The organism is Oribacterium sp. FC2011 (genome assembly GCF_000701645.1).
GTDB lineage: Bacteria > Bacillota > Clostridia > Lachnospirales > Lachnospiraceae > Oribacterium.
The window spans coordinates 45669-68265 of sequence record NZ_JNJM01000011.1; the positions used below are offsets into that span (position 1 = coordinate 45669).

Here is a 22597-nt window from a genome sequence, read left to right on the forward strand (position 1 = left end):
AAATGAAAGTATTAATCTTAGCAGGTGGATTCGGAACACGTATTTCAGAGGAATCACATTTAAAGCCAAAGCCCATGATAGAGATCGGCGAGATGCCCATACTCTGGCACATCATGAAATACTATTCAAGCTACGGCTACAATGATTTCATCATACTGGCGGGCTATAAGCAGTATGTTATAAAGGAGTTTTTTGCGAATTACTTCCTTCATAATTCAGATGTCACCTTTGATCTCAGCAATAACAGTATGGAAGTACATAACAATATGAATGAGCCCTGGAAGGTGACTATAGTTGATACCGGACTCAATACCATGACCGGAGGACGTATCAAGAGAGTACAGAAGTATGTGGGGGATGAGCCTTTCATGCTGACCTATGGTGACGGAGTGTCCGATGTAGACATTAGCGCTCTTGAAAAGTTCCACAGAAGCCATGGAAAGATCGCAACCATTACTACAGTATCTCTCGCCCAGCAGAAGGGCGTTCTTGATATCGATGACAACAACAAGATCAGATCCTTCAGGGAAAAGCAGAATGAGGACGGCGCCATCATTAACGGAGGCTTTATGGTATTTGATCCAAAGGTCTTTGATTATCTGACCGGTGACAAATGCGTCCTTGAACGGGAGCCAATGCATAAGCTTGCGGCAGATGGTGAGCTTATGAGTTTCTATCACCCGGGTTTCTGGCAGTGTATGGATACACAGAGAGAAAAGAAGCTCCTTGAGACTCTTTGGGAAGAGAATAGGGCTCCATGGAAGAGATGGTGATAAATAAATGTCAAAATTCACAGAACTAAAGAATTACTACAACGGAAAAAGAGTGCTGGTTACAGGTCATACCGGTTTCAAAGGCAGCTGGCTGTCCCTGATGCTAAGGATGCTTGGTGCAGAGGTCTATGGCTATGCATTGGAACCTCCTACTGAGCCCTCCCTTTTCAGTATACTCGGTCTCGAAAAGGAGATGACATCAGAGATCGGAGATATCAGGGATTTTCAGCATTTAAGCTCCTTTTTTGAAAAGGTGAAACCTCAAGTGGTTCTTCACCTTGCGGCCCAGCCCATAGTGAGAACTTCCTATGAGATACCGAGAGAAACCTATGAGATAAATGTTATGGGCACCGTCAATATCCTTGAGTGTGTGAGAAAAAGCCGTGAATTTGGGGACGACAGGGTAAAGACATTCCTGAATGTTACCACCGATAAGGTTTATGAAAACAGCGACCTCATGGACCATCCTTTTAAGGAAGAAGAAAAGCTTGATGGTTATGATCCCTACAGTAACTCAAAGTCCTGTTCCGAGCTTGTGACCCACAGCTATACAAAGTCATTTTTCAGTGGTGAGGATTCGGTTACCCCGATTTCCACAGCCCGTGCCGGTAATGTTATCGGCGGAGGTGATTTTGCCAGAGACCGTATAATCCCTGACTGCGTAAGGGATACAGTTTCGGGAAAAAGCATTCATGTGAGAAACCCTTACAGTACGAGACCTTATCAGCATGTTTTGGAGCCCCTTTATGTATATCTTCTTATCGCCATGAGACAGGCTGAGGATCCGGAGGTTTCCGATTGTTATAATGTCGGTCCCGATGAGTCGGATGCCATCACAACCGGAGATCTGGCGGATAAATTTGTGGCCTCCTGGGGTGAGGGCGCAAAGTGGCATACGGAAGCAGAGGCTGACGCTCCCCATGAAGCATCATTCCTGATGCTTGATACCGGGAAGATCAAGAAGGCCCTGGGATGGACACCTGTCTGGCATGTGGATGAAGCTGTCCGGGAAACCGTTAAGTGGTACCGGGCATGGAATGACAAAGAGGACATGCTTAAATATACTGAAGAGCAAATAAAGGATTTTCTGGCGGATTAATAAAATTATTAACATGACTTATGATTTCAGAGAATGTGCCATATGATATTGCATTATCTATGATTGTATGAAAAGAGAAAAGCCGGAAATGAGCTACACGAATATAAAGCCTGAATCAGGCAAATGTATCATTTAGAAAGAGAATTACTATGGAAAAAACAGAGCAGCAGGCAAGACAGGAGATACTTGATCTTGTTTCCGAATATGCAAAAAAATATAAAGTACCGGCAAAGCCCTATGAAGAGGGAGACCGTATACCTTACGCAAGCCGGGTTTATGACGATAAAGAAATGGTGAATCTTGTGGACAGTGCTTTAGCGTTCTGGCTCACAGCGGGAAGATTCACGGATAAGTTTGAGCATGATTTCGGAAAGTACCTGGGCGTTAAGTATGTGAGTCTCGTGAACTCCGGTTCCAGCGCCAATCTTCTTGCCTTCAGTACATTAACAAGTCCTCTTCTTAAGGAGAGACAGGTGAGACGCGGAGATGAGGTTATCACAGTTGCGGCGGGATTCCCCACAACCGTAACGCCTATAATCCAGTACGGTGCAGTGCCTGTTTTTGTGGACGTGACATTACCCACCTGTGACATAGATGTGACAAAGCTTGAGGAAGCTTTAAGTGATAAAACAAAGGCGGTTATGATCGCCCACACTTTAGGTAATCCTTTCAATCTTAAGGCCGTAAAGGAATTTTGCGATAAACACGGTCTCTGGCTTGTGGAGGATAACTGCGATGCCCTGGGCTCCACCTACACAATTGACGGTGAAACAAAGCTTACAGGTACCATCGGCGATATAGGAACCTCCAGCTTCTACCCTCCTCATCATATGACCATGGGAGAGGGCGGTGCCTGCTATACCAACAACCCTCTGCTTCATCGTATCATGAGAAGTATCAGAGACTGGGGAAGAGACTGCTGGTGTGCACCGGGAAAGGACAATACCTGCGGCCATCGTTTCGACGGGCAGTACGGCGAGCTTCCTAAAGGCTATGACCATAAGTATGTATATTCTCATTTCGGATATAACCTGAAGGCAACAGATATGCAGGCTGCCGTGGGAGTTGCGCAGCTTGAAAAGTTCCCGGGATTTGTTGAGAAGAGAAAACATAATTTTACTTATCTTAAGGACCTTCTCATAAAGGGAGGAGCTGAAGAAAAGCTCATTCTTCCTGAGGCAGAGCCGGATTCGGATCCAAGCTGGTTCGGTTTCCTTATGACCTGTAAGGAAGGTGTTGAAAGAGAGCAGGTTGTAAGATACGTGGAGGACCACGGGGTTCAGACCAGAATGCTTTTTGCGGGAAATCTCATAAAACATCCATGCTTTGATGAAATGAGAAAAACCGGAGAAGGATTCCGTGTTGTGGGAAACCTTGAAATAACAGACCGGATCATGAAGGATACCTTCTGGGTAGGCCTTTATCCCGGCATGACAGACGAGAAGCTCAGCTACATGGCAAAGACATTGCTTGAGGCATTAAGATAAAAATGGAAAAAACGACTAATAATACTGACTTTGAATTTGACCTCGAAAAAATCCATAAGGCCAATCTTGAAATACTAAAAGCCGTAAGAGAAATCTGCATAAGACATAACATTACATATCTTATTGATTCCGGTACTCTTCTCGGAGCCGTGAGACACCGTGGTTTCATTCCCTGGGATGATGATGTGGATCTCTGCTTCAGACGGGAAGAGTTTGAAAAGTTTAAGGTGATAGCAAATCTTGAGCTTCCGGGAAATATGGAGCTGGTAATGCCGGATGACTATCGGGATGGAGAAGCCTTTTACGACTTTGTTCCGAGAGTTATATATAAGAATTCCCGCAGGCACTCAGAGGATGACGCGGATATGGAGTTCTACGAAGGAAAGCTTAATCACCTGTGGGTGGATCTTTTCATTATAGACAGACTGCCTAAGGGAAAGCTTTCTTCCAGGCTTATGCGTTTAAAGCAGCAGATTTTTTTCGGTATGGGTATGGCCCACAGGAGAAAGCTGGACTGGTCCAAATACAAAGGCCTCCAGAAGCTGGAGGTTTCGGTACTTGTAGGACTTGGGAGACTCATTCCCATGAAGACCATCTTTAAGTGGCAGGATAACAGCGCAAAAAAGTACACTGAACTTTATAAAACAGATAATAATGTTTCCGCCGGAAAATCCTTTTTCTCAAACTACCAGCCTGATTTTCAGTACTGTGTGGTTGATGACAGCTGGGAAGAACCGATATCCTTTGAGTTTGAAGGTGAAAGATTCACAGGTCCCAGGGAGTGGGACAAGGTTCTCAAAATGCTTTATGGAGATTATATGAAGCTTCCGCCGCTTGAGAAGCGTCAGCCCTCCCACAGCGGAAGAGAGTTGGAGATACAATGAAACTGCTTAGCATCGTCGTTTCCGCCTACAATGAAGAGGCAGGAGTAAATGAATTTTACAGAGTCACAAAGGAATATGGTGAGAAGCTTCGTGAAAAAGGATGGAACTACGAGTTTATATTTGTGAATGACGGCTCAATGGACAGAACAGGCGAGATTCTTTCGGAACTGGCTGATACTGACAAAGAGCACATTAAGCTCATAAGCTTTTCCAGAAATTTCGGTCATGAAGCAGCGATGATAGCAGGTCTTGACTATGCATCAGGAGACGGACTGGTGTTTATGGATGCGGATCTTCAGCATCCGCCTGAGTATCTTTTGCCCATTACAGAGGCTTTTGATGAGGGATACCAGGTTATATCAATGGTAAGAACCAGCAATGAAACTGCAGGAATTATCAAAAAGATAACCTCCGGGGGATTCTATTGGCTCATCAACAGGCTTTCCGATATCTATCTTGAACCAAATGCTTCGGATTTCTTTGCCATCACAAGTACAGTCCAGAAGGTACTTATGAAAAACTACCGCGAGAAGGTAAGATTCCTTCGGGGCTATGTACAGAATGTTGGATTCAGAAAAACCACAATAGAGTATAAGGCAGCTCCGAGAATTGCCGGAAAGAGTCATTATTCCATAAAAAAACTCTTTACCTTTGCCATGAATACCATCATGTGCTTTTCCAATGTTCCGCTTAAACTCGGCATCTTCGCAGGCTTAAGCAGCGGATTCCTGGGGTTTATACTTCTTATCTATACACTGTGCACCCATGACGGGGCACCCTCGGGATATGCCACTATAGTTGTGCTTTTATGCTTTATGTTTGCGGTTCTTTTTATAGTTATCGGTATCATCGGAGAGTATATTGCAGTGCTTTTTGAGGAGCTTAAAGACAGACCTTTATACATTATCGAAGATAAGAAGAATTTCTAAGATTAAAAGAAGAATAATCTATTCTTTCGTGAGATTGCCTTTGTTATTATTTATACAACGAAACGCGGGGACACCGCAAAACAAAACAAAATCTAGGAGGATTGGATTATTATGAAGAAAGCACTTAGCTTACTTACAGTATCAGCAATGGCAGTATCAATGCTTACAGGTTGTGGATCATCTAACACAACTGCTACAACAGCAGCTCCTGCAGCAACAGAGGCAGCCGCAACAGAGGCAGCAGCAACAGAGGCAGCAGCTCCTGCAGAGACAACAGCAGCTACAGAAGCAGCCGCAGCTGCAACAGAGGCAGCTGCAGCAACCGGTGATGTTGATCTTTCAGATAAGAAGGTTGGCGTATGTATCTATCAGTTCTCTGATAACTTCATGACACTTTTCAGAAACGAATTACAGTCATATCTCGAGTCACTCGGATTCAAGGCTGAGAATATCTCTATCGTAGATGGTGCTAATGACCAGGCTACTCAGACAAACCAGATCCAGAACTTCATCACATCAGGTGTAGACGTTCTCATCATCAACCCTGTTAACTCTTCATCAGCAGCTACAATCACAGATATGGTAACTGAGGCTAACATTCCTCTCGTTTACATCAACCGTGAGCCGGATGCTCAGGAAGAGGAGAGATGGAAGGCAGATAACATGAACGTAACATACGTTGGATGTGATGCACGTCAGTCAGGTACAATGCAGGGTGAGATCGTATTAGACCTTGAGAACAAGGGCGATATCAACGGCGACGGCAAGGTTTCTTACATCATGATCGAGGGTGACCCTGAGAACGTTGATGCTCAGTACAGAACAGAGTTCTCAGTTAAGGCTCTTACAGATGCAGGCGTTGAGGTTGAGTGTCTCGATGATCAGGTAGGTAACTGGGATCAGGCTCAGGCACAGTCACTTGTAGCTAACTCTCTTGCACAGCATGGCAAGGATATCGAAGTTGTATTCTGTAACAACGATGCTATGGCTCTTGGTGCTCTTCAGGCTATCGAGGCAGCAGGCGAGACAGTCGGAACAGATGTATATCTTCTTGGTGTAGATGCTCTTCAGGAGGCTTGCGACAACGTTAAGTCCGGAAAGCAGACAGGTACAGTATTTAACGATCACATCTCACAGTCTCACTCAGCAGCAGATGCAGCTGTTAAGTATCTCACAGGTGAGGGCAATGAGCACTACATCGGATGCGATTACGTTAAGGTTACAACCGCTAATGTAGATGACATCCTTGCATCTCTTGGCTAATTCATAAGGAATCAGACAAATTAAATCAGAAACATCAAAAGAGTGCGGGTGCGACATCGCACCTGTACTCTTTCTTTAACATCAGATTAGGTGTATAATTAAGGTTTTGTTTTGACCGATGCACCTGGGCAGCGAATGGGAAAAGATTCCCCATCCTGCACGATAAAGAAAATTTACTGGAGGACAAAATGGCGGAGTATAAGCTGGAACTTAGAGGAGTATCTAAGTCATTTCCGGGTGTAAAAGCGCTGGATAAAGTCAATCTTGCTGTTCGTCCGGGTTCGGTTCTCGCTCTCATGGGTGAAAACGGTGCCGGAAAGTCCACACTTATGAAGTGTCTTTTCGGAATTTACCATATGGACGAAGGCGAGATATATCTGGATGGAAAGAAAGTAGTTATCGATAACCCTGATGAGGCCGCAAAGCATGGTATAGCCATGGTGCATCAGGAGCTTCAGCCCATCCCGGCCAGAAGCATCGGTGAAAACATGTATCTGGGACGTTTCCCGTTAAAAGAGTATGGTCCCATCAAGATGATAGACCATAAGACCATGTACGACGAGACAGAAAAGTGGTTGAAGGAACTTGGTCTTGAATATAATCCGAGGGCTCTTTTAAGCACCCTGTCCATCGGACAGATGCAGCTGGTTGAGATCGCAAAGGCGGTTTCCCATGAAGCCAAGGTTATCATTTTCGATGAGCCAACATCTTCACTTTCCGATAATGAGGTAGACTTCCTCTTCAAGATCATGAACCAGCTTCGTGAAAGAGGCGTTGCCATGATCTATATCTCCCATAAGATGGATGAAATCAAGAGGATAGCGGATGATATCCAGGTAATGAGAGACGGAACCTACGTAGGTACATGGCCTGCTGCAGAACTTTCAACAGAAGATATCATTTCAAAGATGGTAGGACGTGAGCTTACCCAGATTTATCCTGAGCATGATCATGAGATAGGTGAGGTTATCCTTGAGGCAGACCACTTAACCTCCATACATGAAAAGTCTTTCAAAGATTGCTCCTTCAATATACGTAAGGGAGAAATCCTTGGATTCGGAGGACTTGTAGGAGCTCAGAGAACAGAGCTTATGGAAGGTCTCTTCGGAATCAGACATTTGGCAGAAGGAACCATAAAGATCCATGGAAAAGAAGTTAAGATTACAAAGTCAAAGGACGCCATGGATGCAAAGCTTGGAATGATCACGGAAGATCGTCGTGGAAACGGTATCTTCGGATGTCTTTCAATCAAAGATAACGTAGGCATCTCAATCTACAACAAGCACTTAAAGAGTGGTTTCATTCTTGATCATCCGACAATTAACAAGATAGTTGATGATAGCATCACACAGCTTTCTATAAAAACACCAAGCATGAACCAGCACATCGCTAACCTTTCAGGTGGAAACCAGCAGAAGGTTATCGTTTCAAGATGGCTTGCCAACGATCCTGACATCCTTATCATGGATGAGCCTACAAGAGGTATCGATATCGGAGCAAAGCATGAGATTTATGAAATCATGGAGAATCTTGCAAAGCAGGGTAAGGCCATCATCATGATCTCCTCCGAGATGCCTGAGCTTCTTGGTATGGCGGATCGGGTTTATGTTATGTGTAATGGAAAAATCACAGGAGAGATAGATCAGAGAGAAGAAATGACACAGGAAAATGTCATGAGATATGCAACACAGTTCTGATCGATTAAAGATTTAAAGGGGAAAGAAAAATGCAAAAGACACAGAAACAGAAAATCGTAGATTTTCTTATCAATAACGGTGTTATCATCGTAATGTTCATCCTCGTTATTTATACAGGACTTACAACCAATAACTTCCTGACAAAAAATAACTTCATGAACCTTCTTGCCAATATGTCATACAGACTGGTTATCGCTCTCGGTATCTCAGGTGCAGTTATCACCGGCGGATGCGATCTCTCCGGTGGACGTATGGTTGGATTTGGTGCCTGTATCGCAGGTACACTTTTACAGAAGGTAGAGTACGGCGGACGTTTCTTCAAGGAAGGCTTCATGGCAAGCATCACACCGCTTAACCCGTTTGTGGTTCTTATCCTTGTAATGATCATCTGCGGATGCTTTGGTGCCGTAACCGGATGGTTTATAGCATTCCTTCATGTTCCTCCATTCATTTCAACACTTGCAATGATGGAGATCATCTATGGTCTTGGTCTTATCTATACAGGAGCTACACCTCTCGGCGGATATATCGAAGGATATACAAACTTCGCTAAGCCCGGTCTCCTTGGTATCAACTGGCTGGTTTGGATGGCACTTGCAATGGCCGGAATCACCTGGTTCATTTACAACATGACCCGTCACGGAAAGTACATGTATGCAATCGGCGGAAACAAGCAGGCAGCAGAGGTTGCCGGTGTTCCTGTAAAGCTTACAATGATTCTTATCTATGCCAAGGCATCAGCATTCTTCGCAATGGCAGGTTTCATGCTCGGAGCAAAGGCCGGCGGTGCTTCTATCAATACCGGTCTTTCATATGAGATGGAAGGTATCGCAGCCTGTGCACTTGGCGGTGTATCCGTAACCGGTGGACGTGGTAAGGTTTCATCCGCCATCATCGGTGTTGCCGTACTTGAGCTTTTGAAGGTTGCCCTCCAGTTCCTCGGAGTAGATGCAAACTCTCAGTACATCGCCATCGGTATCGTTATCTTCGTAGCTATTTCTCTCGATATCAGAAAGTACGTTCAGAAGAAGTAATTGAGCGAAATAATTCAATCGATTATAATGGGGTCTGTGGTTTTTCCACAGACCTCTTTTGTTTATTGAAGAGATTCCAAAGGGAAGAGACTAAATTCCGAATAAGCAGCCAAATGGTCACTAGGCGTAGAAAACTCCTCCCCTCGATATAATAGGACTAAAGGAGAAAATAATGGGATTTTCAAATATTGCGTTTTCAGGCATGGTGCTTCTGGCAGAAACCCAGAGTCCCGTCACCGTGTTTTTTGCCCAGCATGGCATACAGGTAGTGCTCGCGGTAATGACGATTTACTATGCTGTGAAGCTTTTGGTTTTTAAGGATGTAGATTCCGTAAGACCAAAAGAGTGGAAGAAGCTTAAGGAAGAAAATGTTGAGCCCTATGCAAGGGAAGCGGGAATCCTTGCACTTGGATTCGCTGCCTGCCTTATTTTTATGGAGATAGTCTCCATGTATGATGGGTTCATGGCTTTACTTTTTATGATACTTGCCGTTTCCCTGATGTTTTTCAGATTCAAGAAGATTGAAGAGAAGTACGGAGAAAAGAATCCAAAATAAAGATTCCAAAATAAAGAATCCAAAATAAGAAGCTTAGACAAACAGGATTTCATGAATAAAAGAAACAACTTTAGACGTAGCTATAAGGAGCAGTGAATTTGAAGAATTATTCGGTAATGCTGGTAGATGACGAAGAGGATGTTATCAATGTCATAATCCATAAGATAGATTGGGAAGCTCTGGGCTTTTCGGTACAGGGATATGCCCATAACGGTCTTGAAGCCCTGGAGATGGCGGAAGAGGAACAGCCGGATGTGGTCATGACAGACATAAAGATGCCTTATATGGACGGATTGGAGCTTGCCAAAAGACTTAAGCAGCAGTATCCAACCATAAAGATCATCATCTTTTCGGGATTTGATGAATTTGAATATGCCAAGGAAGCCATAAGGCTTGAAGCTGAAGAGTACATACTTAAGCCCATCGATGCAACAGAGCTAAGTGAAGTCTTTAAGCGGATAAAGTCCGCCCTTGATAAGGAGTTTGATGAAAAGCAGAACATAAACATGCTTAAAACCTACTATCAGGAAAGTCTTCCCATATTACAGGAGAATTTTTATACCTCCCTTATAGAAGGGCGTGTATCAGAGAGCTACCTCAAAAGAGACATGATGGATTATCAGGTAAGCCTGGAGGGATCCTTTTTTGATGTTGTGATACTTCATAACAGCATTTCCCTTGCGCCGGAAGGTATCAACCCTGTACTCATCACCATGTCCGTAAGGAAGCTTTGGGAAGAACAGATGGAGGAAAGGTGGAAGGCAAAGTATTTCTCCTACCTCGGAAACATTATCATCATAGTTCAGATGGAAACTGAAAGTGATGTTACCCAGCTTACTGACGCCTGTCAGGTTCTCTGCAGACTCAGTAAGCGTGTGTCCAATGCCACCATAACCGCCGGAATAGGAAAGCCTGTTTCAAGTATAATGTCTTTGCCGAAGGCTTATGAAGGAGCCAGGGAGGCCATCTCCTACAGAGTCATCTATGGAAGAGGCCAGGCCATAAACATTTCCGAGATAGCTCCCGAAAGAAACAAGACCCCGGATAACCTGAAGGCTGAGCCTGTGGATCAGAAGCTTTATGCTGTGTTTAAGGCGATAAAAATGGATTCAGGGGATAGTCTTGATATGGAAGTGGAAAGGTACATTTCGGAAGAAATGCCGGTAAATCCTTCCATACAGGATTACAGATTCTTTGTTATGGATATGGTGTCTGAACTATATCGCTTTATAAAGTCCAATCATATCGATACAACAGAGATCTTCGAAAAGGATGAGGATCCTTATGACAAGGTACAGCACATGGATAAGCAGGAGCTTACAAAATGGCTTAAGTCTGTTACGCATGAAATAAGAGAGATCCTTCGCACAAGCCGTCAGGATACAACAAAGGGTTTCGTGTCAAAGGCCATTGATTATGTCAGGGAAAATTACAGCAATAAGGACCTTACTGTAGAGAGCATGTGTTCCTACCTTGGCATCAGCTCTGCGTATTTTTCTACGGTATTTAAAAAAGAGACCGGAAAAACCTTTATAAACTATCTTACTGACATGCGTATGGAAATGGCTGTGCGTATGCTTTTGGATGAGAATGAGAAAACCTATGTTATAGCTGAGGCTGTGGGTTACAGTGACCCGAACTATTTCAGTTATGCATTCAAAAAGAAGTTTGGCGTTTCGCCATCAAGATATAAATCTCAGCAAAATGGATGATCAGGAAAACAAAAAGGAATTGAATAAGGCTTCAGGGGTAGAAAAGATTGTTGAGGCAAGAGAGTCCGGGGAGGAGCTTTTGAACAAAAGGGTTTCCGAGGTTAATGAAAGAATCAGGAAATATATGCCCCACACCATACAGAGTACCATTCTTATGGCTTTTACGGTGGTATCCTTTACCCTTCTTTTGATCCTCGGGTTAATGCTGTACACCCTTTTTGCCCGCCGTATGAGAAGCGGTACCATAGAAGCCACGCAGCAGCTCATGGAGCAGTCGGTTGTAAACCTTGAGGACTATCTTGTGAGTATGCGGCGTATCTCTGATGCCATGTACTATGATGTCATCAAAAATGCTGATTTTGAAAGAGATTCGGTTGATAATGAGATGAATATCATATATGAGGCTCACAAGGATAATCTGGTGAGTCTTTCCCTGTTTATGCAGGATGGCACCCTGGTTTCGGCATCCCCCATCTCAAGCCTAAAGACCGATCTTCAGGTAACAACCCAGAAGTGGTTCACCTCGGCCTTTGATAAAATGGAGAACCTTCATTTTTCAACTCCTCATGTGGAAAATCTGTTTCTGGATCCTGCTTACAAGTACAGCTGGGTCATATCTCTTAGTCGTGTGGTGGAGCTAACCGAAAACGGAAGTCCGTCTCTCGGAGTACTGCTGGTAGATATGAACTACTCCACCATTAAGCAGATGATGGAACGCATCAATACTGACAGTACCGGTCAGTATATCTATCTTACGGATTCAAGCGGAAATATCATATATCATCCGAAGCAGATGCAGATAAACTATGAAATCATCAGGGAAAACAACATTAACAATGCTCATTATGCGGATGGTATACATGATGAGATCTTCGGGGGCGAAAAAAGACAGGTTATAGTTGACAGCATTTCCTATACCGGCTGGAAAATGGTAGCCGTGCTTCCGGAAGAGGCATACCAGCTTGACATCAGCAATATGCGACTTCTTGTCATACTCCTTATCGCCTGCGGACTTCTCATCATGATCTTCATAAACAAAATGATCTCAAGCCTCATCTCAAGACCTCTTAATCTTCTGAACAGATCCATAAGAAATATGGAAAACGGAGATATTTATCCTGAAGATATTTATGTTGGGGGAACCCGGGAGGTTGAGCATCTGGGAAAGACTCTGAGACATTCCCTGGGACGTATCAATCAGCTTATGGATGATATCGTTATAGAGCAGGAGGAAAAGCGAAAGACTGAGATGGACGCCCTCCAGTCTCAGATAAATCCACACTTTCTTTACAATACCCTGGATTCCATTGTATGGATGATAGAGGGTGAGAAAAATAAAGATGCAGTGTTCATGGTGACACAGCTTGCCAGCCTCTTCAGAATAAGTCTCAGCAGGGGAAAAAATATCATTCCTGTGGAGCAGGAGATACGCCACGCAGAGAACTATATGAATATTCAGAAGGTAAGGTATAAGAATAATTTCAAGGTGACCTTCGACGTTCAGGAGGAGGTGAAAAAATTTGCAACCATAAAGCTTATCATTCAGCCCATCCTGGAAAATGCCATATATTACGGAGTTGGTGATATGGATCCTGATGATGAGGGAGAGATAAAAATCATTGCAAAATTTGAGCCTTATGGTGATGACATGGTCATATCGAAGGGGATCGATGATATATCGAAAAAACCGGATGAAACAAATTTGCGAAATTCCGGCAGGGTTGGTGAAACCGGAATGGAGAATGACATTTCCATGGGAGATATTTACATTGAGGTGAGAGATAATGGATTTGGTATGCCTCCGGAGGTTCTGGAAAATCTCCTAAACGATCAGGAAGGGGTAAAACGTGCTCCAAAGCACGGATCCGGGGTAGGACTTGTTAATGTTCATAAGAGAATCAAGCTCAGATTCGGTGAGCAGTATGGTTTAAAGGTGGAATCGGAACCCGACGAGGGAACCTGCATTACCATACACCTTCCGGCGGTACTGTTTAATGAGGAAAATCAGAAGCTGCTGGAAAGCGGACATTATAAATCCCTGAGAAATAAATCTGCCCATGATTTTTAATCCCGGGAGCCATGCGGCTTCGGGCGGTTCAAAAGAATCCGTAAGGATTCTATCTTTAAACAGGTAATGGTTAGAAATAATGAACGAAGATAAAGAATTTCTGCTGCCTGTGGTGGTGGCGACCCTTATAGTTATTATGTTCTGCCTTGTCATGCTCACAAAGGGCATAAACTCGGAGAACTATAAGATTTCCGTGATAGTCAGCAACTCCTCCGAAGGAAGATGGGTACCTTTTAAGGCAGGTCTTGAACAGGCTGCAAAGGATAACGGCATCGAGCTTGACTATGTGTATACAGATTATATAGACAATATCCAGGAAGAAGCATCTATGATCAATTCAAGGATCTCTCAGGGAGCTGACGGTGTCATAGTGGAATTCTGCCTTAGTGAGGGAATACATGAAATGGTTTCTTCCATAAGTGCCAGGGTACCGGTTGAATTTGTGGTTACAAACGTTGACGCGGATGTGGATGTCAGAGGCAATCATGCAACCGTTGCCCCCGACAATTATGCCGTGGGAAGAGCCATAGGTAATGAGCTTGCCATAGATTTAAAGGGCAGGACAGAAGAGGGAAGAGTTAAAATAGGAATAGTTTCAGGTAATCAGAAACAGTCCGGGATGCAGCAGAGGCTCCGGGGATTTATGGATGCAACGAAGAATCTTGATCCGGAGATAGTCTGGAATGTTTCAGAATCCCGTTACACCAGCGAGGATTTGGAAAAGGCGGATACAAAAAATCCGGCAGAGATAATCGTATGCCTTGATAATAACAGCATGGAGAAAGCGGTAGATTACTGCACAAAGGGGGATTCGGGTGACAAAAGGCTCTACGGCTCGGGCTGCAGCGAAAAGCTTGTGTACTATATCGATTCCGGGCTGATCGACTCCATGATACTTACCAACGATTTCAGCATGGGGTATCAAAGCCTGTCAGACCTTGCATTAAAGCTTCAGAACCGAACCTCAGTCCTTGAGGACAGAGAAGTGAGTTTCGGCGTTGTGAATAAAGAGAATCTGTTCGGAGAGGATAACCAGCAGATATTATTCCCCATAGTCCGCTGAAACCTGAGGCCAGAATCAGAGCCTGCCAGATTGTAAGGTGTCTGTGTGTCAGATAAAACCACAAAAAAAAGTGTTTATCAGGAGTGACTAAAAACCATTGTCGATCCTTTGTAAATATGGAGCTTATAAGATGTGTATTTGTGTAAGCTTAAGGCTCTAAAATGCTGAATAATAAATGAGAGGTTGTTATCCCGATGATCAAGAAGAAGCATATGAAGAAAAAATTATTAATGCTTATTACGGCAGGGGTACTCCTGACTCTGCCGGGGTGCGGATCCGGAGCTGTGCCTGAAAAGCCGGACAATGAAATAAAGATCGGTATCACGGTTTATGACAGGTATGATACCTTTATCGCTGAGATCCTCAAGGATCTGAATGAAGATGTCCTTTCGGCAAGGGCCGAAGCCGGGCAGGAGATAACATTGGAAATATATAACTCTTCCCAGAGCCAGTCCACACAGGATGATCAGGTTGAGGAAATGATAAAACACGGCTGCGATGTTATATGTGTGAATCTTGTTGACCGCACGGCACCTTCCAATATCATAGATGCAGCAAGGAATGCCGATATCCCCATAGTATTCTTTAACCGGGAGCTGGTGGATGAGGATATGCTGAGGTGGAATAAGCTCTATTATGTGGGGGCGGATGCATTTGAATCCGGAATCATGCAGGGAGAGCTGGCGGTTGACATTATAAAGAACGAAAACGTTGACAGAAACAATGACGGCGAGATCCAGTACGTTATCCTGGAAGGCGAGGCAGGTCATCAGGATGCCATAGTCCGCTCAGAGAATTGTGTAAACCGGATACGGGAGCTGGGAGTGAAGCTTGATAAGCTGGGATATGCCATTGCCAACTGGAATCGGGCTCAGGCTTCAAACCAGATGGAAAAGCTTATAAAAAACCATGGAGATAAAATAGAGTTCGTCTTCGCAAACAATGATGATATGGCCCTCGGAGTTATAGATGCATATAATGTTTCTGATATTCCCAGGAATAAGTGGCCCTATGTCATAGGCATAGACGGAACGGAACCCGGAAGGGCGGCTGTTAAGGAAGGCAGCATGGCTGCAACGGTCTATAATGATGCCCGTGGTCAGGCCGATGCCATCTTTAACCTTTCGAAAAGACTTGCTTCCGGCGAAAGCCTCGAAGGCCTGGGACTTCAGGGAGATAAATATATAAGGCTCCCCTACCGGAAGATCACAAAACAAAATGTTGACAGCTTCAAGGATTGAGGGTGTAGGCTTCTCCTATAACAAATCATTTTTATCACTTACAGCTTCTGACCAGTAGATATCACCGTGATCGATCATTTTTAAAAATGTTTGTCTGAAAATGTTTCGAAGTGGTGCACACTCTTCTGTATAACCAAACTTTTCCGGAAGGGTGAAGGTTACATCTATGATCTCAGAAGCTATTTTGCTGCCTAAACGCTTGTCATTTAAGCGCAGTAATCCAAAAGCAGTTGAGTCATAAGTGGTATCCCTGGTGCAGGACTTTATCCAAAATTCCGCAAATTGCGCCCACTCCTGACATAGAATGTCATCTGCAACAAAATCAATAACAAGAAGATCCCTGAGGCATCTTGTCACATCCTTTCTTACTCTGTTTCTGTTCAGAAAGTTGATATCCATACGTGAGTCTGCGAGAAGATTCAGCCAGGCCATAGCAAATCTGTCTGCACGAGTCTGATTTTTTATAGCTTCAGGGTAGCGTTTAAGGAGGATTTCAAGCCTTCTTTCATTGTCTGAAAAAAATTGCCTGTATTCATCCTCAGAAGCAAATCCGTCTATATTTTTTGGATCGACAGATTCCTGAAAGGATTCATAATTATCCGATAGGGAGATCAATTCGCGAAGTACTTTTTCCCGGTCATCTATATCGGCTATGTCATAATACTGTTTAGCCCAGTCTTTTTTTAAGTTTAAATTATCTTTAATGATCTGATTTAAAAGCATGTGATTTTTATTCCGATCTCTGTTCCGTAATTGATTTTTTCATAATTCTATCATCAAAACTTTAAAAACTACAGATATATAAAACTATTGACGAAAAAGATAGTCAATGTTATCATGTTCACAAAATAGCGGAAGGAGTAAAAAATGAACAAGAAATCAACATTTGACAAAAACAGAATAGATTGGGTTATAACTTTGGTTCCGTTTCTTCTTATAGGATTGATGTGTGTGTTCTTCTTTGTGATGCCTCAGGAGTCCAATGTCATCATTAACAGCATCAGGAGCTACCTTGGTGATAGCTTCGGAGTTTATTATCTTTTCATAGGACTTGCCTTTGCGGTGATCTCCATCTACATTGCCTGCTCTGATATCGGAAATATAGTATTGGGTGAGCAGGACGAGAAGCCCAAATACAGCTTTTTTGCCTGGGGCTCAATGATGTTCACCTGTGGTCTTGCGGCAGATATACTTTTTTATTCTCTTTGTGAGTGGATACTTTACTGGGTGGATCCTCATACTAAAGAAATGGGTGACCTTATGGACTGGTCAAGTACCTTTACACTTTTCCACTGGGGACCTATCCCATGGGCCTTCTATCTGGTGCTTGCTGTAGCCTTTGGCTTTATGCTCCATGTTCGTAAGCGTAAAAGACAGAAGTATTCAGAGGCCTGCAGACCACTTCTCGGAAGATATACAGACAGATTACCGGGAAAACTTATCGACCTTCTTGCGGTATTTGCCCTCCTTGCGGGAACAGCCACAACCTTTTCCGTTGCAACCCCGCTGCTCAGTCAGGTTATAAAATCACTTACAGGTCTTAACATCTCGGAAAGATCCATAACCATATTCATACTTGTTGTGACTTGTATTATCTACACTTACTCGGTAATGAAAGGAATGCTTGGCATTTCCATACTTGCCAATGTCTGCACCTACCTGTTTTATGGCCTGCTGGTTTACGTGCTCCTCTTCGGAGGCCAATGCAAATTCATCATCGAAACCGGCTTCGCAGCAATGGGAAGACTTGCCCAGAACTTTATAGGTCTTTCAACCTACACTGATCCTCTCAGAACCACAGGCTTCGCAGAAAACTGGACCATATTCTACTGGGCTTACTGGATGGTATGGTGTGTTGCGGCCCCCTTCTTTATCGGAAGCATCTCCAGAGGCCGTACAGTCCGCCAGACAATTCTCGGTGGATATGTTTTCGGAATGGGCAGTACCTTCGTAAGCTTCATAGCACTGGGAAATTACGGACTGGGACTTCAGGTAACTGGAAAGCTTGATTCGGTGGCTATATATGAAGCAACCGGTGACCTTTACATTACCATCATAGAAATACTTAAGCAGCTTCCGCTGTCAGCTTTGGTAATGGTGGTTCTGGTTGTGGCCATGATCGCATTTTATGCAACATCCTTTGACTCCATAACACTTGTGGCCGCACAGTACAGCTATAAGGATCTCAAAGAAGACGAAGAACCTAAGGATATAATCAAAGCCTTCTGGTCAGTAATGCTTATCCTCCTTCCGGTTGCACTGGTATTTTCGGAAAGCTCCATGGCCAATATACAGTCGGTAAGTATCATCGCAGCATTCCCCATAGGACTTGTGATCGTGCTCATAACCGCAGCATTTATGAAAGATGCCAGAGTATTTATCAGGGAACTGAGGGGAGAATGCGTTGAGGCAGTGGAAACCACTGAACAGACAGTGCCGGCTGAGAAAGCATTTGCACCAAAAGATGACGACGATTTATCAGATGAGAAAATTGAAGAAATCATCGGTAACTGGGAATATATCTATGGTGATAGATAAATATATGTGATAGAATGCTCGTGTTGCGACCACCGCAGCACGAGTTTTTTAATGGAGTTATCCACCGGGGACGGTTCTCTCCGGCGAGAACCGTCCCCGGTGGATTTCTTATAAAGGAGCCGATCAGATATGCATCTGTATGTCAGAGATAAACGGCGAAAAACATGCGTTTATAAAGGAGAAAATATATGCTTCAGGGCTTTTTTAATTACGACAATCCCATCTGGCGCTTCGTCGGAAGACTGGGAGATATGATACTTCTTAATGTACTGTGGATCTTATGTTCCCTGCCCATCGTCACCATAGGAGCCTCAACAACCGCATTATATTACTGCACATTAAAGATAGTGAGAAACGAGGACGACGGAGACATTAAAATGTTCTTTAAATCCTTCAAATTGAACTTTAAGCAGGCCACCATCATATGGATACCAATGCTTCTTTTGGGCATGCTCCTTGTCTTTGATTTTAACTTCTTCGGAACCGCACTTGCGGGAGCAGGAATTGCAAGGATACTGCTGCAGGGACTCACCATAGCCATGATAGTCATCTGGATCTTCGTATTCACCTATGTATGGCCCCTCCTCAGCAGATTCGACAACACCGTAAAAAACACCGTCACCAATGCAGCCTACATGTCCATACGCTACCTCGGATCCACACTGTCAATGCTTATAAGCGATGTCATCGTCATCGCCGTCGGCTACGTGGCCCTCTACTACATGGCCTGGATAACCGCCTTCATGGTACTCATGGGCTACCCCCTTCTCGCCTGGATAAACTCCACCATGCTGGACCACATATTCGAAAAATACATGCCCAAAACCGACCCTTCAAAAGATAAAGAAGTCCGCCCCATCCTCCAGGACCTGAACCTCGACGGCACCCTGAAAGAAGGTTCTTCTTCTGAAACAGAACGTGATTTGGAGAATTTAAAAAACAAGGATGAATAGTAGAGTAGAGCGGTCGGGCATCCATTTAAAATCGTAAAGCCGAGCCGTGAAAAATCAAAATCTGACCCCTTAGAGGCACTTGGTCCCCTTTTCCTTAGCCCCCTCGCCAAGTCAGAGTTGTCATAAAGAGAACTCTGACATTGGCGAGGGCCTAGTGCCTCTTAGGGGTCAGATTTTAGATTTTTCCGGCAAGGCGCCTCGATTTTAAATGGATGCCCGACCGCTCGACCGGATCACATCGTTCATATCCCGTTCACAATTGTTTACAAATTATTCAAAAGAAAAACATAGTTTGTTCATTGATGATTTTTATAGTAAAGACAGGATAACGAAATAGGTTATCAATAGTTAATAAGATTTTTTTCATAATACTCGGGCAGGGACCATTGGTCACCTGCCCTCCTCCCTTTTATAAGGCAAAAAAATAAACGTCATGAAGCTCATGGCCCGATAAAGTTAAAGAACAGTCGGGCGATACTTCATGACGTTATATTTATTTTATAGTTGCGGGACCGGGAGTGATTTCCTCGGCAGTGGCTGCAGCAGGAGCTACAACAGGGGCAATCTCAGAGAATGACACAACAGGATCCAAAGCCGATTTCGCATCCTGCTTTCTGTAATCCCTGGGAGATAAACCGAAAGCCTTGTGGAAGGCATCCTTAAAATAGTTGGCATCACTAAAACCGTTATTTAATGCAACCTCCGTAATGGTATGGTCCGTATGGGCAAGCTCGATGGCAGCCTTATTGAGACGGACAAAAGTAAGATACTCATGAACACCGATACCGGTGTCTTCCTTAAACTTTCTCGAAAGATAATTCGGGCTGAAACCGCTGGCATTCGCAATATCATTAAGCCTTATCTTTTGATTGAAATTTTTCTTGATGAAAGTGGCAGCCAGGCTCAGCTGACGGTTAGTGGTATGAAGTTCATCCAGAAGACTTGCATCTATATCCTGGGAGAATCTTTTAATGATAATTATAAGCTGGATGAGGCATAACGAAAGCATGGCAGGGCTCACTCTTTCATCATTGAAACGCTGCTCTGCCTCCATATTCTGTAAAATGTGTTCCACATGTACCTGATACATGGCCGGTATCTGTAAAATATAGGTATTTTTACGTTCTGCCAGAGTATCATATATAAACTGTGTGTTGGGGAATATTACATCCTCTTCACGGAATAATATTACAGTGCGCACCGATTGCTGCTTCGAGGTGTAGTGCACGCTGTGGGGGGTGTTGGGCGGTATAAGGAGAACACTTCCCGGAACCAGATTATAGAAGTGGGATTTTATAAAAAAATTGCAGCTTCCCTTATTGAGATAAAACAGCTCATAATGGTTATGTACATGAGGTTCAATCATCTCAAAATTCCGGTCTCTTGACTTGGTATCAATAAAAACTCTGTTAATTGTATATCCGATAATTGCCATACTAAACCTCGAAATAAGTAGTTATTATCATTATAATGCTTTGTAGTACATATTTATAATACTAAAAAGAAACTATAAAAGGATAATTATTCAGTGTTTTACCATATTTCAAACAAAAAAATAATTGATTCAATTTGTGAAATAGGATATGCTATTAAAGGACTTCAATGAGTCTAACTATTCTATACTCTATACTATCAGGATTGAGACCCGATTACCCCTCACTCAAGTCGGGCCTCACATAATCCTGAGAACTAAATTCTAATCCTGCAAACCAAAATCGTGATCACGATTTTGGTTTTTTTTATGTTCGCGCGGTTTTATATACCGGGGACGGTTTTCACCGGCGAGAACCGTCCCCTTTGGAAAACTGTGTGGATTATAGTTCCATTAAAACTTATAAAAATAAATAAAGTTCCGAGATAAATAATAAGTGACCCTAATTTTGATACGGGTTTAGGTTTAAAGCTTATCAGGGAGCGAAACTATATGAAAAGATATTTATTCGGAATTACATTTGGGTTAGCGGCGGTATCAATGCTTTCCGCCTGCGGTATCAAAGACGAGGTTGTGGAAAAAGCTTTTAATGTTGACATGAAAGAGCTTAACAATATCGCTGAAAAAAATGATTCAGAGAAGGAAGAAGATTCAACTACAGTCCAGCAGAAATCTTTAAAACTGTTTAACGGTAAAGGTGAAGTGGATGCTCAGATCAGAGAGCTGGCTCAAAAATATAAAGCGGAAACAGGCGTGAATGTGGAAGTTGAGTCCGCGCAGGCCGGAGTTGATGTCCAGGCGACACTGAAAGCCTACTATCTTTCTGACAAGATGCCGGATATTTTTGTATGCGAATCTTCCGGTTTTGCAAACTGGGAAGGTCTTCTTGAAGATCTCAGTGACCAGGCCTGGGTAAAGGATACAGAAGCGGAGTATGTTGACAAGAACTACGGAACCCTTGGATTCCCTTATGCCACAGAAGCTATAGGTCTCATATATAATGCAGACCTTCTTTCGAAGGCCGGAATAGACCCGGAAACCCTGACGAGTCCCGAGCTTATGAGGAAAGCATTTGAAACCCTTGACAGTAAAAAGGATCAGCTGGGGCTTACTGCTGTGGTAGGCTACTGTGCGGAAGATGAGAATCTCAGCTGGTCAACCGGAAACCACATATTCGGAAATTATATCGATGCAGGTCTCGACAGATCCGACACCACCTACATCGATATGATCAACAACGATCATGCCATAGATAAAAACAGATTCCTGAAATTTGCCGAATTTATAAATCTTCTTCAGGAATTCAGCGATCCCGCTCTTCTTGTCAGCGGAACTTACGATAATCAGGTAAAGAATTTTGCCTCCGGAAAATATGCATTTGTAACCCAGGGTTCCTGGATCGGAGCCGTTATGACAGGAAATAATGCGCAGGAATATGAAAAGGCAGGACATTTCAAAGTAGGAATGCTTCCATATGTTTTTGATAAGGGAGTTGACACCATACTTACGAATCCACCTTCCTGGTGGGCAGTTCTGAAAGAGGGTAATGCCGAAGAAGCAAAGGCATTCCTCCAGTGGTGCGCAGGAGATTCCGGACAGAAGATACTGGTTGAGGATGCCGGATTTGTGAGTCCTTTCACATCCTGCAAGTATGTGGCATCGGATCCGTTTGCACCGGTGGTATCCTCATATATCGCATCCGGAAAAACTTCAAACTGGCACTGGATGGATATGAAGGAAGGCATCGCAGCCAATGCCCTTGGCAAGGTATTTAACAGATATGCCCGTGGAGACATGGATGCTGAAGGATTTACTTCCGAGATAGCAAAAGCTGTAAAGAATTACTATAAGTAAGGAACGGAGGAACA

Annotated in this window: 18 protein-coding genes; 16 read left to right on the forward strand and 2 right to left on the reverse strand. The window is 43.6% G+C overall.

Features of this window, described 5'->3' with window-relative positions; genetic code table 11:
- The first annotated feature begins 2 nt into the window (after positions 1-2).
- From rfbF to T357_RS0110325, 13 genes are all read left to right on the forward strand, one after another.
- Positions 3-773, forward strand: coding sequence for a glucose-1-phosphate cytidylyltransferase (rfbF, locus tag T357_RS0110265; protein WP_031551983.1), 771 nt, complete (start codon positions 3-5; stop codon positions 771-773).
- 7 nt (positions 774-780) lie between these two features.
- Positions 781-1872 (forward strand): CDP-glucose 4,6-dehydratase, encoded by a 1092-nt coding sequence (rfbG, locus tag T357_RS0110270; RefSeq protein WP_031551986.1) that lies wholly within the window; start codon positions 781-783, stop codon positions 1870-1872.
- A gap of 149 nt (positions 1873-2021) precedes the next feature.
- The gene (gene rfbH, locus T357_RS0110275; RefSeq protein ID WP_031551989.1) at positions 2022-3359 is read left to right on the forward strand and encodes a lipopolysaccharide biosynthesis protein RfbH; all 1338 of its coding nucleotides are present in this window, start codon (positions 2022-2024) and stop codon (positions 3357-3359) included.
- A 2-nt stretch (positions 3360-3361) separates the two neighbouring features.
- Positions 3362-4243 (forward strand): LicD family protein, encoded by an 882-nt coding sequence (locus tag T357_RS0110280; RefSeq protein ID WP_031551992.1) that lies wholly within the window; start codon positions 3362-3364, stop codon positions 4241-4243.
- Entirely contained in the window at positions 4240-5172 is a 933-nt protein-coding gene (locus tag T357_RS0110285; RefSeq protein ID WP_031551995.1) for a glycosyltransferase family 2 protein, read from the forward strand. The genes T357_RS0110280 and T357_RS0110285 overlap by 4 nt, the downstream gene beginning before the upstream one ends.
- Positions 5173-5283: 111 nt before the next feature.
- A complete protein-coding gene (locus tag T357_RS0110290) occupies positions 5284-6435 on the forward strand; it encodes a galactose ABC transporter substrate-binding protein (RefSeq protein WP_031551997.1) in 1152 nt (383 codons plus the stop codon).
- 188 nt (positions 6436-6623) lie between these two features.
- On the forward strand, positions 6624-8132 hold the full coding sequence (locus tag T357_RS0110295) for a sugar ABC transporter ATP-binding protein (protein WP_031552000.1): 1509 nt from the start codon (positions 6624-6626) through the stop codon (positions 8130-8132).
- A gap of 29 nt (positions 8133-8161) precedes the next feature.
- Positions 8162-9166 carry an ABC transporter permease subunit gene (locus tag T357_RS0110300; RefSeq protein ID WP_031552003.1) on the forward strand — a complete coding sequence of 335 codons (1005 nt, stop codon included), beginning with the start codon at positions 8162-8164 and terminating at the stop codon, positions 9164-9166.
- Positions 9167-9338: 172 nt separating this feature from the next.
- Positions 9339-9722 carry a hypothetical protein gene (locus tag T357_RS0110305; protein WP_049962377.1) on the forward strand — a complete coding sequence of 128 codons (384 nt, stop codon included), beginning with the start codon at positions 9339-9341 and terminating at the stop codon, positions 9720-9722.
- A 98-nt stretch (positions 9723-9820) separates the two neighbouring features.
- A complete protein-coding gene (locus tag T357_RS0110310) occupies positions 9821-11434 on the forward strand; it encodes a response regulator (RefSeq protein ID WP_031552007.1) in 1614 nt (537 codons plus the stop codon).
- Positions 11427-13502: a cache domain-containing sensor histidine kinase gene (locus tag T357_RS0110315; RefSeq protein ID WP_197027333.1), complete on the forward strand. Its 2076-nt coding sequence runs from the start codon at positions 11427-11429 to the stop codon at positions 13500-13502. Before T357_RS0110310 ends, T357_RS0110315 begins: the two co-directional genes overlap by 8 nt.
- Before the next feature lie 79 nt (positions 13503-13581).
- Positions 13582-14565, forward strand: coding sequence for a sugar ABC transporter substrate-binding protein (locus T357_RS0110320; RefSeq protein ID WP_031552013.1), 984 nt, complete (start codon positions 13582-13584; stop codon positions 14563-14565).
- Positions 14566-14777: 212 nt separating this feature from the next.
- Complete coding sequence (locus T357_RS0110325; protein ID WP_031552015.1) at positions 14778-15806, forward strand: galactose ABC transporter substrate-binding protein; 1029 nt, start codon at positions 14778-14780, stop codon at positions 15804-15806.
- 15 nt (positions 15807-15821) lie between these two features.
- Here the strand turns inward: T357_RS0110325 and T357_RS0110330 are convergent, their stop codons facing one another.
- Complete coding sequence (locus T357_RS0110330; protein WP_031552017.1) at positions 15822-16529, reverse strand: DUF6553 family protein; 708 nt, start codon at positions 16527-16529, stop codon at positions 15822-15824.
- A 144-nt stretch (positions 16530-16673) separates the two neighbouring features.
- Between T357_RS0110330 and T357_RS0110335 the strand changes: the two genes are divergently transcribed.
- Positions 16674-18344, forward strand: a complete 1671-nt coding sequence (locus tag T357_RS0110335) for a BCCT family transporter (protein ID WP_081828126.1) — start codon at positions 16674-16676, stop codon at positions 18342-18344.
- A gap of 188 nt (positions 18345-18532) precedes the next feature.
- A complete protein-coding gene (locus T357_RS0110340) occupies positions 18533-19297 on the forward strand; it encodes a YesL family protein (RefSeq protein ID WP_031552021.1) in 765 nt (254 codons plus the stop codon).
- Positions 19298-19790: 493 nt separating this feature from the next.
- Here T357_RS0110340 and T357_RS0110350 read toward each other — a convergent pair whose 3' ends face one another.
- On the reverse strand, positions 19791-20732 hold the full coding sequence (locus T357_RS0110350; RefSeq protein ID WP_031552023.1) for an AraC family transcriptional regulator: 942 nt from the start codon (positions 20730-20732) through the stop codon (positions 19791-19793).
- A gap of 489 nt (positions 20733-21221) precedes the next feature.
- Between T357_RS0110350 and T357_RS0110355 the strand changes: the two genes are divergently transcribed.
- Positions 21222-22583 carry an ABC transporter substrate-binding protein gene (locus T357_RS0110355; protein ID WP_031552025.1) on the forward strand — a complete coding sequence of 454 codons (1362 nt, stop codon included), beginning with the start codon at positions 21222-21224 and terminating at the stop codon, positions 22581-22583.
- Positions 22584-22597: the final 14 nt, after the last annotated feature.